12 protein-coding genes and 3 pseudogenes are annotated in these 15,103 nt (G+C 61.2%); 7 read left to right on the forward strand and 8 right to left on the reverse strand.

Features of this window, described 5'->3' with window-relative positions; all coding sequences use genetic code 11:
• Positions 1 to 30: 30 nt before the first annotated feature.
• From AD659_RS12975 to AD659_RS12985, 3 genes are all read right to left on the reverse strand, one after another.
• Positions 31 to 933, reverse strand: coding sequence for an ABC transporter permease (locus AD659_RS12975; RefSeq protein WP_053121773.1), 903 nt, complete (start codon positions 931 to 933; stop codon positions 31 to 33).
• 9 nt (positions 934 to 942) lie between these two features.
• Positions 943 to 1,860, reverse strand: coding sequence for an ABC transporter permease (locus AD659_RS12980; RefSeq protein ID WP_053121775.1), 918 nt, complete (start codon positions 1,858 to 1,860; stop codon positions 943 to 945).
• Between the two features lie 105 nt (positions 1,861 to 1,965).
• On the reverse strand, positions 1,966 to 3,486 hold the full coding sequence (locus tag AD659_RS12985) for an ABC transporter substrate-binding protein (protein WP_053121777.1): 1,521 nt from the start codon (positions 3,484 to 3,486) through the stop codon (positions 1,966 to 1,968).
• 184 nt (positions 3,487 to 3,670) lie between these two features.
• Here AD659_RS12985 and AD659_RS12990 point away from each other — a divergent pair, with 184 nt between their 5' ends.
• Complete coding sequence (locus AD659_RS12990) at positions 3,671 to 4,588, forward strand: LysR family transcriptional regulator (protein WP_053121780.1); 918 nt, start codon at positions 3,671 to 3,673, stop codon at positions 4,586 to 4,588.
• Positions 4,589 to 4,704: 116 nt separating this feature from the next.
• Here the strand turns inward: AD659_RS12990 and AD659_RS30370 are convergent, their stop codons facing one another.
• Positions 4,705 to 4,836, reverse strand: coding sequence for a hypothetical protein (locus AD659_RS30370; RefSeq protein ID WP_269457822.1), 132 nt, complete (start codon positions 4,834 to 4,836; stop codon positions 4,705 to 4,707).
• 486 nt (positions 4,837 to 5,322) lie between these two features.
• Here AD659_RS30370 and AD659_RS13000 point away from each other — a divergent pair, with 486 nt between their 5' ends.
• The 4 genes and pseudogenes from AD659_RS13000 to AD659_RS30495 all read left to right on the forward strand — a co-directional run.
• Complete coding sequence (locus AD659_RS13000; protein WP_153044015.1) at positions 5,323 to 6,423, forward strand: ABC transporter substrate-binding protein; 1,101 nt, start codon at positions 5,323 to 5,325, stop codon at positions 6,421 to 6,423.
• A gap of 1,289 nt (positions 6,424 to 7,712) precedes the next feature.
• A pseudogene (locus AD659_RS30485) lies at positions 7,713 to 8,762 on the forward strand (sensor histidine kinase); the annotation flags it as partial.
• A 213-nt stretch (positions 8,763 to 8,975) separates the two neighbouring features.
• Positions 8,976 to 9,311: pseudogene (locus AD659_RS30490) on the forward strand (response regulator transcription factor); the annotation flags it as partial.
• 519 nt (positions 9,312 to 9,830) lie between these two features.
• Positions 9,831 to 10,226 (forward strand): annotated as a pseudogene (locus AD659_RS30495) (ATP-binding protein); the annotation flags it as partial.
• A gap of 5 nt (positions 10,227 to 10,231) precedes the next feature.
• Here the strand turns inward: AD659_RS30495 and AD659_RS13010 are convergent.
• The 3 genes from AD659_RS13010 to AD659_RS13020 form a co-directional block, all read right to left on the reverse strand.
• Positions 10,232 to 11,299 carry a DUF2955 domain-containing protein gene (locus AD659_RS13010; protein ID WP_053121789.1) on the reverse strand — a complete coding sequence of 356 codons (1,068 nt, stop codon included), beginning with the start codon at positions 11,297 to 11,299 and terminating at the stop codon, positions 10,232 to 10,234.
• Positions 11,289 to 12,419 carry an HlyD family secretion protein gene (locus tag AD659_RS13015; protein ID WP_082341909.1) on the reverse strand — a complete coding sequence of 377 codons (1,131 nt, stop codon included), beginning with the start codon at positions 12,417 to 12,419 and terminating at the stop codon, positions 11,289 to 11,291. The genes AD659_RS13010 and AD659_RS13015 overlap by 11 nt, the downstream gene beginning before the upstream one ends.
• 73 nt (positions 12,420 to 12,492) lie before the next feature.
• Positions 12,493 to 13,017 carry a transporter suffix domain-containing protein gene (locus tag AD659_RS13020; protein WP_053121791.1) on the reverse strand — a complete coding sequence of 175 codons (525 nt, stop codon included), beginning with the start codon at positions 13,015 to 13,017 and terminating at the stop codon, positions 12,493 to 12,495.
• Positions 13,018 to 13,218: 201 nt separating this feature from the next.
• Between AD659_RS13020 and AD659_RS13025 the strand changes: the two genes are divergently transcribed.
• Positions 13,219 to 13,689, forward strand: coding sequence for a carboxymuconolactone decarboxylase family protein (locus AD659_RS13025; RefSeq protein ID WP_082341911.1), 471 nt, complete (start codon positions 13,219 to 13,221; stop codon positions 13,687 to 13,689).
• 45 nt (positions 13,690 to 13,734) lie between these two features.
• Positions 13,735 to 14,124, forward strand: coding sequence for a MerR family transcriptional regulator (locus AD659_RS13030; protein WP_053121793.1), 390 nt, complete (start codon positions 13,735 to 13,737; stop codon positions 14,122 to 14,124).
• A gap of 12 nt (positions 14,125 to 14,136) precedes the next feature.
• On the opposite strand, the gene AD659_RS13035 is transcribed toward AD659_RS13030, so the two are convergent.
• Positions 14,137 to 15,030 (reverse strand): LysR family transcriptional regulator, encoded by an 894-nt coding sequence (locus tag AD659_RS13035; RefSeq protein ID WP_053121795.1) that lies wholly within the window; start codon positions 15,028 to 15,030, stop codon positions 14,137 to 14,139.
• Positions 15,031 to 15,103: the final 73 nt, after the last annotated feature.

Below are 15,103 nucleotides of genomic sequence, written 5' to 3' on the forward strand. Positions count from 1 at the left end.
TCGGTACCTTCTATTAGTTACGGCCGTCTATCAGTTACGGCCATCGGGCAGGATCAGATCGCGCAGGCCATCGCCGACCAGGTTGATACCCAGCACCAGGATCATCAGGGCGACGCCGGGAATGGCGATGACCCACGGGGAAAAGAACATGTAGGGTTTGCCTTCCGAGATCATCAAACCCCAGGACGGCGTCGGCGGCTGCACGCCCACCCCGAGGAATGACAATGCCGACTCCAGCAGGATCGCGTGGGCCATTTCCAGGGTCGCGACGACGATCAGCGCGCCGGCCAGATTGGGCAGGATTTCACTGAGCAGAATGCGCAGGGTCGAGCACCCGAGCGCCTGGGCCGACGCCACATATTCAGCATCGCGAATCTGTTGCACCGAAGCCCTGACCACCACCGCGAAGCGATCCCAGAGCAGGCAGCCGAGCAGCACGATCACCACTTTCAGCGAGCCCCCCATCAGCGAGGCCGAGGCCAGCGCGACCATCACCACCGGCATCGCCAGCCGAGTGGTGATCAGGTAGCTGATAAACGCGTCGACCTTGCCGCCGTAATAACCCGCCAACAGCCCCATGACGGTGCCGATGAACCCGGAAATAAGCGCCGCGGCAATGCCGATGAACAGTGAGATACGGGCGCCGTAGAGCAGCCGTGACAGGTAATCACGGCCCAGCTTGTCGGTGCCCAGGACGTATTCCCAGGTGCCGTTGGCCATCCATACCGGTGGTTTCATGCGCAACATCACGTCTTGTGCATAAGGGTCATAAGGGGCCAGCCATGGCGCGAAGAGTGCTCCCGCGAAGATGATCAGCAATAACGCCGCGCCGATGGCGAAACCACGATGACGAAAGCTCTTGCCAAGGATTCGGCTCAGGCTGCTGGGAGGTGGCAGGTAGTCATTGATTGCGAGGGTAGTGGGGGTGCTCATGGAAGCCTCCTAGCGCACGCGAATGCGCGGGTCGAGCAGTGCATTGAGCACATCGGCCAGCAAGGTGAGGATGATGTAGATCACCGCGATGAGCAGGACCACGGCCTGTACCACCGGAAAGTCGTCACGGGCGATGGCGTCCCAGGCGAGTTGTCCGATACCTTGCAGGGAGAACACGGTTTCGATCACCACCGAGCCGCCGAGCATGAAGCCGAACTCCACCGCCGCCAGTGCGACGACCGGAATCAAGGCGTTGCGCAGTGCGTGCTTGAACAACACGCGGGCAGGGCGCAGGCCCTTGGCGCGGGCGGTGCGGATGTAATCGGAACTGAGCACATCCAGCATGCCGGCACGGGTCAGGCGCATGATTGCCGGCGTCGCGTAGTAGCCCAGGGCAATGGCCGGCATGACGAAGTGCAACATCGTCGAGTTACCGGAAACCGGTAGCCACTTGAGGGTCACCGCGAACACCACGATCAGCATCAGCGCGAACCAGAAACTCGGCATTGCCTGGCCCAGCACCGCGATGCTCAAGGCCAGTCGGTCAATCCAGGTGTCGCGTTTGACCGCGGCCAGCACCCCCAGCGGAATCGCCACCAGCAAGGCGATAGCCAGCGCCATGGCACCTAGCCCGAGGGTAATCGGCAAGCGGCTGGCGACGAGGTTGTAGACTGATTCCTGAAAGAAGAAAGAGTCGCCCAGGTCCAGCCGTAACAAATCGCCCAGCCAGTTGAAATACTGGGTCGGTAGCGGCTTGTTCAAGCCGTATTGCACGCGGATCTGTTCGATCTGTTCGCTGGTGGCTTCCGGTCCACCAATGGCCGTGGCCAGGTCGCCGGAGAGGTGCAACAAAGAAAAGCTGATCACCGACACGGTAATGGCAACGCAAATAGCGATGCCCAGACGGCGCAGAAGAAATCCAAGCATGGCAAGTTTCCTCATATCCAATGGATGACAGGTGTGAGGACGGTGCCGTGGTGCGGGTCAGTCCGCGAGCCACGGCGCCTTTCGATCAATCCGCCCGGTGGCGGATTACTTCCAGCTGGATTGAACGAAACGCGGCAGCTCATCCGGATACGGCGTGAACGCCAATTCGGAGGTGTAGGCGTAGTTCATCGAGTAGTTGAACAGCGGCGCCCAGTACGCCTGTTCGCTGATGCGCTGCAACGCCTTGCGGTAGTTGTCCTTGCGCACCTGCGGGTCGAGGGCGTTGTCAGCGGTCTGCAACCAGCCCTGGACCTGCGGGTCCTTGATGTTGTCGTCCGGGTTGCCCTTGAACCAGGTGCCGGCCGACGCCGAGGTGTCGAGGATCGAGAACGAGCCCCAGGCCTGAAACGACATGGGCACCTTGCCGCCACGTTGCTGATCGCGCAGGGCGGCGTACTTCAAGTAGCGCAGCTTGGCGTTGATGCCCACGGCACGCAGGTTGCCGATGATGGCTTCGACGTAGTCACGGTCGCGATAAGCGAAGATTTCTATCTCGAAGCCATTGGGGTAACCGGCCTCGGCGAGCAGCGCCTTGGCCTTGGCCGGGTCATAGTTGTAGACCGTGGCCGCGGAGGTATCGCAGCCGAATTGGCCTGGGTAACAGGCAACCTGCAAGGGCTTGGCTTCGCCACCGACCAATTGTGTGGCCAGCGCATTGCGGTTGATTGCATGGTTGATGGCCTGGCGCACCTTGAGGTGCTTCATCGGCGAGTTTTCAGTAGAGGTGCCCCGAGCATCGAGAATCAGGAAGCCGATGCGCATGGTTTCGCCGCTGGTCACGGTCAGGTTCGGCATACCTTTGAGGTCGACGGCCTGATCCGAGGTCACTCGCCAGGTCCAGTCGACACCGTCGGTCATCAACTCGGCCAGGCGGGTTTCCGCATCCGGAATCACCCGGAATTTCAGGTGGCCGATATGGGGCTTGCCCTGTGGGCTGTCCGGAAAGTAGTCCTTGTTGATCTCCATGCTCACGCCTTCGCCAGCCACTACCGACACGGCTTTATACGGGCCGGTCCCGATGGGCTTGCGGCTGAATTCGGCCAGGCCGACCTTCTCGAAGTACTGCTTGGGAAACATCGGAACGGCGTTGGACAGGTATTCCAGTGCCGGAGGGAAAGGTTTCTTCAAATGCAGGCGAACGCTGTAGTCACCGGTTTTTTCGGCGCTCTTGATCCAGTCTACGTTTTGCACGGTAACGACTTTCGCTTCGGGCGACACCACGTAGTTGAGGGTGAACACCACGTCGTCGGCGGTGAAGGCGTCGCCGTTGTGAAATGTGACGCCTTTGCGCAGCTCGAAGTCGAGGGTGGTGTCGTCGACCTGTGTCCAGCGGGTGGCCAACATGGGTTTGTATGCGCCGCTGCTGGGATCGCGATAGATCAGGTTGTCCCAGATCAGCCGGCCGAGAATCACCCCTTCGCGCAGATCGTTGTGATAGGGGCTGATGTTTTCAGGCTCGCTGTCGGAAGCGTAAACCAGGGTGTCGTTGGCTTTACCGGCATGCGCCGGAAAGCTGCTGATGAGGCCTGCCAGCGCAATGCTGCAGGCGAAACCTTTGATGCCCATGCCGTCGTCTCCGTTGGCGAGAGTGGTTGAATCAAAGGGCAGCGAATCGCAAATGCGTAAAAGAGGATGAAGAGGTCGGGTAATGTTTTTGGTCTAGACACGAATGTAGGGAAAGGCTATCAATGCCACAAGAATAAAATTTCGATACTTGCGTTGCCGAAAAGGCAATTCCCTGGAGGCGCCGATGCAGCTGTATGGTGTGCAGTCCACGGCACTGCGTTATTTTCTCGAAGTCGCGCGATGCGGATCGATCAGTGAAGCCTCGGTGCGCTTGAATGTCGCGGCGTCAGCGGTGAGCCGACAAATTGCCAAGCTCGAGTTGGCCCTGGATGCCAGCCTGTTCGAGCGTCGTGCCCGAGGCATGGTGCTCAGCGAGGCGGGTGGGCGACTGGCGGCCTATGCGCGCAAGTCGCAGCTTGAGGCTGAGCAGGTGGTGCTGGAGATTACCGAGCTGCATGGCTTGCAGCGGGGCCATGTGCACGTTGCCTGCTCGGAAGGGTTTGCACTGGAATACATGCCCAGGAGCATCAGCGCGTTCAGGCGCGAGTACCAGGGCATTCATTTCACCTTGGAAGTCTGCGCGCCTGCCGAAGCGACCGAGAAGGTGCGTTCCGGCGAAGCCGATCTGGCGATGACCTTCAGCCTGACGCCGCAAAAGGAAATCAAGGTCGAACATGTCCTGAGCGGGGCGATTTTCGCCGTGGTCGCCAATTCCCATCCCTTGGCCGGCCGTGAAGCGGTCAGCCTCGCTGAGTTACAACCCTGGCCCATTGCGTTACCCAAGGCCGATACCACGATACGGCAGCTGTTCGACATCTGTTGCGGTGTACAGGGGTTGTTGTTCGACCCGGTGTTGACCACCAATTACGTGGCCGCGCTCTATAGCTTCGTCCGCGAAGAGGGCGTTATCAGCCTGGCCAGCGAAATGACCTTGCAAAAGCAGGTGGCGGACAAGGCCCTGCAATGCGTGCCGATCCTCGATGAAGGCATGCAGGCACGGCGCATCGAACTGCAAAGCATGGCGGGCCGCAATTTACCGGCGGCAGTTTCTGCGTTCAGGGATTTTCTGATCGCGGATCTGGCTAAAGCCAAGCGTCGTTGAAAAGAGGTCCTTCTGGATGTGTTGACGTGTCTGTCCATGACCGTCTGGCGACACGTCAATTGCTAGTCCCCACACTCTGTGGTGCATGGCGTTGTAGTTCACCCCGGCGTGTAGGTTTACAACGTGATGCTGGTGCTGGGGTAGAACAGGATATTGAGTACGAAGAGGATCATCCAGAAACCGATTTCCAGTGTTTCGGTAATAGGCTGGATCTTTTTGACTGCGCCATAGATATGTACGAAAAACATCAGCGTGGCTGGTTTTGCGGCGGGAAGTATTGCGAGGGCTCAATAACAGTGTCAACGCTACAATAGCGCCTGCTACCAAAGGCGCGGAGGGGAGTAGTACCGCTCACACCCTAAGTTTCGATGCGGGTGTTTTTTATTCAGCCCCCTCTGGTTGATCTCTTCGACGACGGCGGTCTGTTCCTCGGCGGTGCCGTCGATCTGCGCGCGCATCCCCCCGGTGCCGTAGTCGCTGTGAGCGTGTGGATCGCCCAGTTGGCTAAAATTCCCCATGGCCGCGCGGAGCGGGCATGTTGAGACTATGCTCATTGCCACTGCAGCAATGTGTTGGTTTCAATTATCGGCTGCTCAAGGAAGGAGTCTGTATGTGTCTGGTTTTTCCTGCCCGGTTCCATTATTGGAATGGCCGAATGAGCGGTCTGTCACGCCATCTCCATCGACGCATTTTGATCATTGGGCTGTAAAACCCCAAGCACGATGGAGAGCGGCATGAACACTAGACCGATCCATAAAATGTTGTGGCGCTTCGCCGGCTGCGTGGTCGGGCTGGCGATGGTTGCCACCCATCCAGCCCAAGCGGCCGACGGCGGCATCGCCGGCGGCCCTACCGCAAGCTATAGCATTGCCTTCAGCAACTCCTACGCGGGCAGCGATTTTCGCAAAGTGATGGTGCGCAATTGGCAGGAGATTGCGGTCCAGGCGCAAAAAAATGGCTTGATCCGCGAGGCTCCGGTGGTCAGCGCCAATAACTCCGCGTCGGAACAAGCGGCCCATATCCAGGACTTGATCGTCAAGGGCGTCAACGCCATCGTCATCCTGGCCGCTTCCGACACGGCCCTCAATGGGGTGATCCGCGACGCTTGCAACGCTGGCATCGTGGTAGTCGTCATGGCCAGCCTGGTCACTGAAAGTTGCGTCTATACCGTGGACTACAACTGGTCCGCCATGGGGCGCGTGGAGATCGACTACATCGCCGAGCGCCTCAAGGGGAACGGGACGCTGCTGGAAATCCGTGGCATTGCCGGCGATGCCACCGATAAAAACATCAGCGACGGCATTCGCAAGGCTGCCGGCGACTATCCGGGCCTCAAATTCGCCAAGACTGTGTACGGGAACTGGACGGCTTCTGTGGCGCGCAAGGAAGTGGCGCTGGCGCTGCCGTCGCTGCCCGGCATTGATGCCGTCGCGACTCAAGGGGGCGACGGCTATGGTGCAGCCATGGCGTTCAAGGCGGCGGGACGCCCATTGCCGATCATCGTGATGGGGAACCGTCAGGACGAACTCGCCCTGTGGAAACAGGAACGCGATGCCAATGGCTACGAGACCGTCTCGGTCTCCGCCTCTCCGAGCGTCTCCCAGGTGGGTTTCTGGGTAGCCCAGCAGATCCTGGCGGGCAAGCAGGTGCCGAAGTTCGTCGAAGTGCCGTTGGTGCGTATCGATGGGAAAGACCTGGACGCCTGGCTCGCCACGATGCCGGTGGGCGGTGCTGCCAATCCTTTCTACAGCCAGGCTTCCGTTGCGGCGATGATCGACGCGGCCATCAACAATACGGCGGTGCCGACGCCATTGCCGGAAATTACCAAGCAGTAGTGGCGGACGGGAAGCGGAGAGGCGCCATGGCGACATTCCAACTCGCCACAGACAGGCCCATTGCCGTCAGGATTGGCCTGGCGGTCGCTGCGCTGGTGTTCCTGATGCTGGCGGTGTCGCTGGTGAACCTCTACGGCCTGCGCGGCATGGAACGTGCGGTGGATTCCGCCAGCCATTCCGCGGAAATCCTGGCCTCGGTCAACGGGGCCACCGGACGGGTGGAAAACTTCATCGCCACCCGCGACCAGGAAAGCCTGTCCCAGGCCGAAGGCATGGTGGCGACGGCTATCGCCGGTCTCACCGCCATTCCGGTGGCCGAGGCGCAATCGCTCAAGGGCAGTCTGGAACGGCTCGCTGCGGCGATCGCCGCCTTGCGGGCGGCGAGCCTGACCATGGACGGTGAAACGGAGAACATGACAGCCCACTACGGCCGGATGCGAGAGGCGACCATCCTGGTCGAACAGGGCATTGCCGATGGATTGAAGGGGCTTGAGTCCCGCGCCGCTGAGCACGAGACGCGGGCGAGCAACATCGAAAGCGCTCATCGCATCCTGGATATCCTGCGCAACGGCGAACGAATCATCACCACCAATGTGGCCAGGATGCTGGTGACCGGTGACGGGGCGGCCGCCACTGCGGCGCGCAATGCCGGCGCGGCACTCCAGCCGGTGGCCGAGCAGTTGCGCGAGCTGATGGGAGCGCCACTGGAGAGAGAGGCCCTGGACCAGTTGGCGACGGCGCTCGCTGCTGCCAGCCTGGCGGTCGAGCATCTTGGTGAGGCGCCCAAGCTCCGGGGAGGCGAGGCTTTGCGGCATCTCGCCGCCGTCGGGGATGCGGTCGAGCGCCTCGAGATAATGCTGGGTGACGTGGAGGGGCAGGTTGCCCATGACGCAAGCGACATTCAGGCAGCAACCGGTTTGCTGCAAAATGCCGCCGCGTTGTCCAAGCGTTTCGCCGAGCGTGTTGCCACCCTGGAGGCGCAGACCTTGTCGTTTCGCCTGTCGCCGTCGGTCGAGATTGCCAGCTCGGTCAGCGTTATCCTGGACGAGCTTTCCCGCCTGTCTCGCGTTCTGCCTTCGTCCGTGGGGCTGCAAGCCAAGGCTACGCCCCTGACTGTCGGCGATCAGATTGCCGGTTACCGGGCGGCTTTCGCCAGGTTCCATCAGGCGAGCAACGCTTTGAGTGGCGCGCGCGATCAGGTTCGCGACGAGGCACGCAGCGCCGGCCTGTTGGTGGCGCGCTTCGCTGGCCAAGCACGTTCCGACGCCTTGACCCACAACGATCGCAGCATGCTTGCGACGATACTTGCGGGCACCGTCGCCATTCTGCTGGCCGGCGCCATCGCCTGGAGCACGTCGCGATTTGTCGCGCAACCCATCGTGGCCTTGGCCTCGGTCATGCGCCGGCTGGCCGCCGGTGACCTGAACGCCGAGATCGCCAGCGCCGGACGCGGCGACGAGATTGGCATCATGACCCGCGCCGTACGGGTGTTTCAGGAGAATGCCCTGCGCATCCGGGTGCTGGAGGCCGAGGCCGAGGCCGAACGACAGCAAGTCCAGGCTTCCTTGGAGAGAATGGTCGCCGAACGGACCGAGACGCTGCACCAACAGACCGAAGTGCTGGAGGCACAGGCCGTCGAACTCATTCAGGCGCGCAACCAGGCCGAGACAGCTAACCAGGCCAAGAGCGATTTCGTGGCCACGGTCAGCCACGAACTGCGCACGCCGCTGACCCTCATTCTTGCCCCTCTGGAGCAGCTCTCGACGGCGGCCACCCCGCCGGCGGACTGGCACGTGCAAATCGAACGCGCCCAACGCAATGCGCTGCGCTTGATGAACCGGGTGAACGACATTCTCGATTTTTCCAAGGCCGAAGCGGGCAAGTTTGAGTTGTGCCCAGCGCCAGTTGACTTGAACAAGGCGGTAGGGGTGCTGGCCGAGGATGCCGCCATGGTGGCCGAAGGCAAAGGTTGCACCTTGACCTGTAGCATCGATCCCGCGCTCGGCACGGTGTTTCTGGACCCCCGACACTTCGAGAAGATTCTTCTCAACCTGGTGAGCAATGCCATCAAGTTCACGCCCGCAGGCGGCACCGTGCACCTGGCCGTGACGCCAATGGATGGCGAGCGATTTGAACTCGCGGTACAGGATTCGGGGATTGGCATTGCGCCTGACAAACTGCCGCTGCTGTTCCAGCGTTTTTCCCAGATCGACAATTCCGCCACGCGCCATTACAGCGGCACAGGCATTGGTCTGGCCCTGGTCAAGGATCTGGCCGAACTGATGGGGGGCGAAGTCGGTGTCGACAGCGAGCCCGGACGGGGTTCGTGCTTCTTTGTTCGACTTCCGCTGGGGGCTGAACAGAACGCCGTGCCGACCGAAGCCAGCCATCTGCACGAGCGATCGCCGCCGAGCACAACCCGCACAATAGAGCAGCGCCACCTGCGTTTCGACGACGGCCGCCAGGGCCGTCGCAACGACCGGGCTTCGACGCCAGGCACAGACGACGAGCAGCACCCACAGTACGCCTTGCGATCCAAAGTGCTGGTGGTCGACGACAGCCCGGAAATGCTCAGCTATCTCAGCGAGCTGTTGCACGACGACTACATTGTCGCCACCGCAACGGATGGAGAGCAGGCCTGGGCGCTTCTGCAGCGTAGCCCCATCGATGTCGTGGTTTCGGATGTGATGATGCCGGAGCTCGACGGCTTCGGTCTGACAGCCAGAATCAAGGCCAGCGCCGGTTTTGCCCATTTACCTGTGATTCTGGTGACCGCCCGCGGCGGTAGCGAGGCCTGTGTCTCCGGGCTGGAAAGTGGCGCCGATGACTACATCGCCAAACCCTTCTCGGCGCTGGAGCTCAAGGCTCGTGTACGCGCGGCGCTACGCATGAGCCAGGTGCAAACCGAACTGCACGCAAAATCCCGTCAGGCGGGCATGGCCGAAATCGCCACGACTGTGTTGCACAACGTCGGCAACGTCCTCAACAGTGTGAACGTATCGGCAGAACTGGTCAGCAGTCAGATGCGCTCCTCCAAAGCCCAGGGGCTGGGCAAGGTGGCTCATTTGATGAGCGAACACGTCCATGACCTGAGCGATTTTCTCACCAAGGACCACAAGGGAAAAATGCTGCCCGATTACCTGCTCAAGCTGGCGAAGGTGGTGGCGGAAGAGCAAGAGGGCATCATCGAGGAGCTCGGGCAACTCACCAAGGGCATTGACCACATCAAAACCATTGTCGCGGCCCAGCAGTCCTATGCCGTTGCCATCAGTATTGTCGAGACAGTGCCGGTCCCAGAGCTGATCGACGATGCCTTGCGCATGAGTGCGGGATTACTGGCGCGCCAGGAGGTGACGGTGGTCAAGGACATTGCCGACTTGCCCCTGCTGCCGCTGGATCGGCACCGGGTGCTGCTGATTTTGGTGAACCTGATCAACAATGCCAAGCAGGCGTTGGGCGGCGCGATCGATCGCAGCCCCTGCGTCACGTTCAGCGCGTCCCTCGCTGACGGGGCCGTACTGCGTATCACGGTGGCCGATAACGGCAATGGGATTGCGCCTGAGCATCTGGCGCGTATTTTTTCCCATGGCTTCACGACTCGCAAAGACGGTCACGGTTTCGGCCTGCACAGTTGCGCGCTGGCCGCGCAGGAAATGGGTGGCAGCTTGACCGTGCACAGCGACGGGGCCGGACAGGGCGCAACCTTTACCCTCGATATTCCTCTTGATGCTTCGCTGAGCCAGCGAAGCACACCGAACCGGCACATCCAGCCGGTCGACGATATGTCCGCGACCCATGAGTGAAGGTTTTACCCGCCGGACCTGGTGGCTGCGATGGGCTGCTGCACGCGCGCGCTGGGCCACAGCAGCGCGGCCAGGCCAATGGCATAGACAACCGCAAACAGCACGTAGGCGATACGGGTGGAAAACAGCTGGGGCGTTTCTGTCGGCAACGGTGATACACCGAGCCCGAACAAGATGAGGAACGTCATGAGCCCTCCGCCGAATACCTTGCCAGCGGTGTTACCCATGGTGGCTTTGCCGGCAAACAGCAGGCTGACCAGCAGCAGGATCAGCGCCACCAGCCACAAGGTCGGCCGCAGTTCGAACAGCGTAAAGGCCAAGGAAGCCACGACCCCACCCAGCAGATTGACCATCACCAGCCCGAAGGCGCTGCGGCTGCTCATGTCCAGAGAGAACTGGCTGAGCAACGAGGCCACCGTGATGGGCACCACCATCGCTGTGGCCAATCGTGGATCGCTCAGGCACAGCGCAATCATGGCCAGCAAAATCGCCGCGCTGGCCATGGCCTGGCGAATCACCAGCGTCAGCTCGCGCGGCTGAGCGCGTTGCGGGTCGGCCTGTTCACCCGCAGGGTCGGGCAGCAGCGCATGGGCGCCCCAGGTCAGTAGCAAACCCAGGCTGACCGCCTTGACCAGAACGAGCACGATGGACTCGCCCAGATCGCGCTGCACGGTATCGAGCATCGGCACCACAATGGCAATCACCAGCATCAGCGCCGGTCCCGCGCCGCCCAGTTGTCGGCCTTGGGCGGTAAAGCAGGCAAAATAAAACAGCCACAGCGACGGCAGGAGCACCCACGGGCGCTCACCGAACATGCCGGTCATCACCACCAAGAGCGCGCCGGTCAGCAGACTCACCAGCAACGTGATCAATCCCTGGGATAATGCGGGCGCGCGGCGGCTGGCCAAGAGGAACTGGATGGCAAACAAGGGCGCGAGAAAGGGCAGGATGTCACCCAGGACCAGACCCGTGCACAAGCCTACGGTCGCGGCCAGGGCGACGCGCAATCCCTGGCGTTTGATCCGCAGCAGTTCCAGCGCCGCTTGCCCATCGATTGACCCATCAATTGACATAGTTCAGCCAGGCGCCCAGGCGTGTCATCAATGCCCCCAGCGCGTTCGTCATGGGGTTGTCATCGGTATAGATCACCACGGTTACCTGCGAGCCGTAACGTGGGCCGATCGGGTGCGGTTCCTCCACGATCAGGCGTACGGGAAAGCGTTGCGGGTCGCGCACCCAACCACTCTGGTTGCGCACGGAGGGCAGTGCGGCGTTGCTGCTATCTTGTTGTGCGACACCCCAGCCAACGCTTTCAACATGGCCCTTGAATACCCGGCCCGGCAATACATCGAACACCAGTTCCGCCGGGTCGTCAGCCTGCACATGCTCCAGGCTGTTTTCCTTGAAGGCCGCAGACACCCATACCGTGCCCCTGTCGATGAAGGTCAGTGCCGGTTGGCCAGCGCTGATGACTTGGCCAATGGCGAGCTGGAGGTTGGTGATCACGCCATCGGCGGGTGCAATGACTTCGGTACGCACCAGATCGAGCCGGGCTTTTTCCAGCGCGGCCAGGGCTTGCTTGAATTGCGGGTTGTCGTTGCCTTTGGGCCCCAGTTGCTGGCGCGCCCGTTCCAGGTCGGCTTGGGCTTTGCTCACGGCCGCTTCGGCGGAGCTCAGCGAGGCTTTGGATTCATCCTGGCGGGCGGGGGCGAACACACCGCGCTCGACCAATTGATTCACCCGCCGGGCTTGCTCGCGTATGTTGTCGCGCTGCGCCCGCGCCGACACCAGCTGTGCCTGGGCGGCATCCACCGAGGCAGTACTGGCACCCAAGGTTTGGCCGGTTTCCTCCAGTCGCGCTTCAGCCTCGTTGACGACAAGCTTGTAGGGTTGCGGGTCGATACGAAACAGCACCTGGCCGGCCTTCACCCGGGCATTGTCGAGCACCGCGATTTCTGTCACACGGCCCCCCACCTCGGCAGCCATTTCGACCACATAAGCTTGCACCACGGCTTGTGACGTCGAGGGCGTGCGTCGCTCCATGAAAATGGAGAGGGTGAACAGCACGGCGATCAATATCACAACGCCTAGCGCAATGCGTCGCAGAGGATTGGCTGGCGCAGGTTTTTCAGGCGGCGGTTCCGTCTGACGTTCAGGCTCGAAGGAAACGGGCGGATTCTGTGTTCCGGGCATAACGGCACCTGCAAGTCATGGCATTTCAAGAACAGCTGACAGCGCGCCGGGGGGAGGCGATCCGGGCGTTGACTCAGACCGGGTCAGCGCTAGTGACCCGTGCGGTGCGGATAAACAGCGCGCGCAATTTCTCCCAGAAATTGCCACCCAGGACGAAGAAGCTACTCACCAACAGTGCATCGCCAAGCAGTTGCAATGCCCAGCTATTGGGGCGCAGGCCGGGTGCGAAAGCGTCGACATAGGGTTCGAGAAAGGAGCACACCAAGGGCAAGCAGAACATCACCAAACCAATACGGTGGCGGGTAACGCTGACCTCCAGCTCGGCGCTGGGCACGAGGCCCGACACGTAGCCGAACACATGTTGCTTGAGCTCCTGGAAACCTGCCTTGCCCATCACCGCGATGACCAGCAGCAATAGCACCTTGTTGATGATGAACAGTGCGCCGGTGATCGCCGCGATGGTGGAGCGGGGGACATCCGCAGCCGCTGCCAGCGGCACCAACAACCACAGCGAGAGCATCAGACAAAGGATGGCGATGCCTAGCTTGAAGCGCCATTTCGCGGACTTTGACGTTGCCGGGGGCTGAGCCGTGGTCATGCTGCCTTACCTTCGTTTAGAGATTATTGTGGGATGGTCTGGAGCAAAACTGAGCTTAGCAGCTGGACTGCCGCCGCGTTTTTTTAACAACAGTCCCCTAGCACCAGGCGCTTGACTTAGAGCGCGCTCTAACCAATAGCCTTCTTGTTGCACCGCCAAAACGGCCAGTTCCGTTGTGCGGCTTAAACAAGGAGATAGGCCATGACATTTAAGAAACTTAGCGTTGCAACCGGGCTCGTGCTTTCAGCGTGCGTAACTGTAGCGCCGGCAACTGAGCCGGATAGTCGACGAGCAAAGGGCACGGAGACCCTGGAAAAAATCACCGGAGCCACCGGCAACACCGTGGTGAACTCGCTTAGCGACATTTCGCCCGAGCTGGGTGAGTGGATAGTCGATTTCGCCTACGGTGATGTGTTTTCCAGGTCTGGCGTCGCGCTTTGCACACGCGAGCTGGCAACCATCTCGGCCCTCACCGCGTTGGGGAACGCGCAACCTCAACTCAAGGTGCACATAGAGGGAGCCTTGAATGTCGGTTGTAAACCTGAGGAAATCGTTGAAATCATCATCCAGATGGCGGTGTATGCTGGCTTTCCAAGCGCGTTGAATGGCATTAGCGCAGCGCGGGAAGTGTTCGCCAAACGAGGCATCAAGATCGCCGCGCGTCCCCAGTGAGCGGGCCCCCTGCATGACCAACACCGATGGCCAAGGACAGTGCTTATGAACGCCTACCAGACGATTAATCAGGTCGCCAAGCGTACCGGCCTCACGGCGTATACCCTGCGCTATTACGAACGCATCGGTCTGTTGGCACCGGTCGCCCGAGCGGCCGGCGGGCAACGCCTTTATGCACCGACTGATATGGCGTGGCTTGATTTTCTGCTGCGTCTACGCACCACTCACATGACCATCGGCAAAATGCAGATGTTCGCCAAGCTGCGCAGCGCCGGGGATTCCACCGTTGCCCAACGCCGCCAGATGCTGGAGAGCCATTTACAGGAGGTACAAGCCGAAGTGGTTGCCATGCAAAACGCCGTGGCTGCATTGCAAGTCAAGATTGATTATTACCGTGGGCTTGAAGCGGGGGAGGATGTTTCGCACCTGTTCTAGGAGGGCGGCTGTTCACATCCGATGATGCTCCAGCAGAAAGTCCACGAACACGCGTACCCGCGCCGGCATCGCCGAGCCACCGACGAACACCGCATGGATCGGCTCCCGGTCTCCGGGGTTCCATTCTTCCAGCAGCGGTATCAGGTCGCCGCGCTGCAGGTCCTCGCTCACGGTGAAATCGCCGATACGCGCGATGCCAGCACCTACCCGTGCGAGTTGTGCCAGTGCCTCGCCACTGCTGCATTCGATGTTGCCGCTGACCTTCAGGGAAAACGCTTTGCCGTCGCGGGTGAACGGCCAGTTGGGTTCGGCACGCCGGAAGTTGAAGCGCAGGCAATTGTGCCGGAGCAGGTCTTCCGGCTCCTGGGGGGTGCCATGGCGTTCTAGATACTCGGGCGAAGCCACGACCACCTGACCGGTGTCGCCGATCTTGCGCGCGGTCAGCGGGCTGTCGGGCAAATGGCCAAAGCGTACCGCCACGTCGGCCTGGCCGCCGAGAATGTCGACCACTTCATCGCCAAGGGTGAGGTCGACGACGATATTCGGGTAACGGGCGCTGAAGGCTGCCACCAAGGGAACGATGGTCTGCCGCCCATGACCAAGGGCGGCGCTGACCCGCAAACGGCCCTTGGGCACGCCCTGGTCGGCGACGGTTTCTTCGACCTCGGCCATGTCAGCCAGGATACGCCGGGCGCCGCGCAGGTAAGCCTCGCCCTCGGCGGTGAAGGTGATCGCTCGCGTGGTGCGCAACAGCAGGCGGGTGCCCAGGCGTTGTTCGGTTCGCGCGATGACCCGACTGACCGCCGAGGGGGTCAGCCCCAGTGCACGCGCGGCGGCCGACAAGCTGCCCTCCTGCGCCACCGTAACGAACATCGCCATTTCACCTGATCTGCCGTTGAAGTCCATTTGTGCTCCTTACGCAAAGGTGATTGCCAGAAATGCTATCTACCGCCAGGAAAGGCTGGATCGTAGCATCTGC

This window comes from Pseudomonas thivervalensis, assembly GCF_001269655.1.
GTDB classification, from domain to species: Bacteria; Pseudomonadota; Gammaproteobacteria; order Pseudomonadales; family Pseudomonadaceae; genus Aquipseudomonas; species Aquipseudomonas thivervalensis.

Bases quoted from the DNA above. Each gene is read 5' to 3' on its own strand.
- AD659_RS12975 (WP_053121773.1), bottom strand. From the start codon at position 933: ATGAGCACCCCCACTACCCTCGCAATCAATGACTACCTGCCACCTCCC.
- AD659_RS12980 (WP_053121775.1), bottom strand. From the start codon at position 1,860: ATGCTTGGATTTCTTCTGCGCCGTCTGGGCATCGCTATTTGCGTTGCC.
- AD659_RS12985 (WP_053121777.1), bottom strand. From the start codon at position 3,486: ATGGGCATCAAAGGTTTCGCCTGCAGCATTGCGCTGGCAGGCCTCATC.
- AD659_RS12990 (WP_053121780.1), top strand. From the start codon at position 3,671: ATGCAGCTGTATGGTGTGCAGTCCACGGCACTGCGTTATTTTCTCGAA.
- AD659_RS30370 (WP_269457822.1), bottom strand. From the start codon at position 4,836: ATGTTTTTCGTACATATCTATGGCGCAGTCAAAAAGATCCAGCCTATT.
- AD659_RS13000 (WP_153044015.1), top strand. From the start codon at position 5,323: ATGAACACTAGACCGATCCATAAAATGTTGTGGCGCTTCGCCGGCTGC.
- AD659_RS13010 (WP_053121789.1), bottom strand. From the start codon at position 11,299: ATGTCAATTGATGGGTCAATCGATGGGCAAGCGGCGCTGGAACTGCTG.
- AD659_RS13015 (WP_082341909.1), bottom strand. From the start codon at position 12,419: ATGCCCGGAACACAGAATCCGCCCGTTTCCTTCGAGCCTGAACGTCAG.
- AD659_RS13020 (WP_053121791.1), bottom strand. From the start codon at position 13,017: ATGACCACGGCTCAGCCCCCGGCAACGTCAAAGTCCGCGAAATGGCGC.
- AD659_RS13025 (WP_082341911.1), top strand. From the start codon at position 13,219: ATGACATTTAAGAAACTTAGCGTTGCAACCGGGCTCGTGCTTTCAGCG.
- AD659_RS13030 (WP_053121793.1), top strand. From the start codon at position 13,735: ATGAACGCCTACCAGACGATTAATCAGGTCGCCAAGCGTACCGGCCTC.
- AD659_RS13035 (WP_053121795.1), bottom strand. From the start codon at position 15,030: ATGGACTTCAACGGCAGATCAGGTGAAATGGCGATGTTCGTTACGGTG.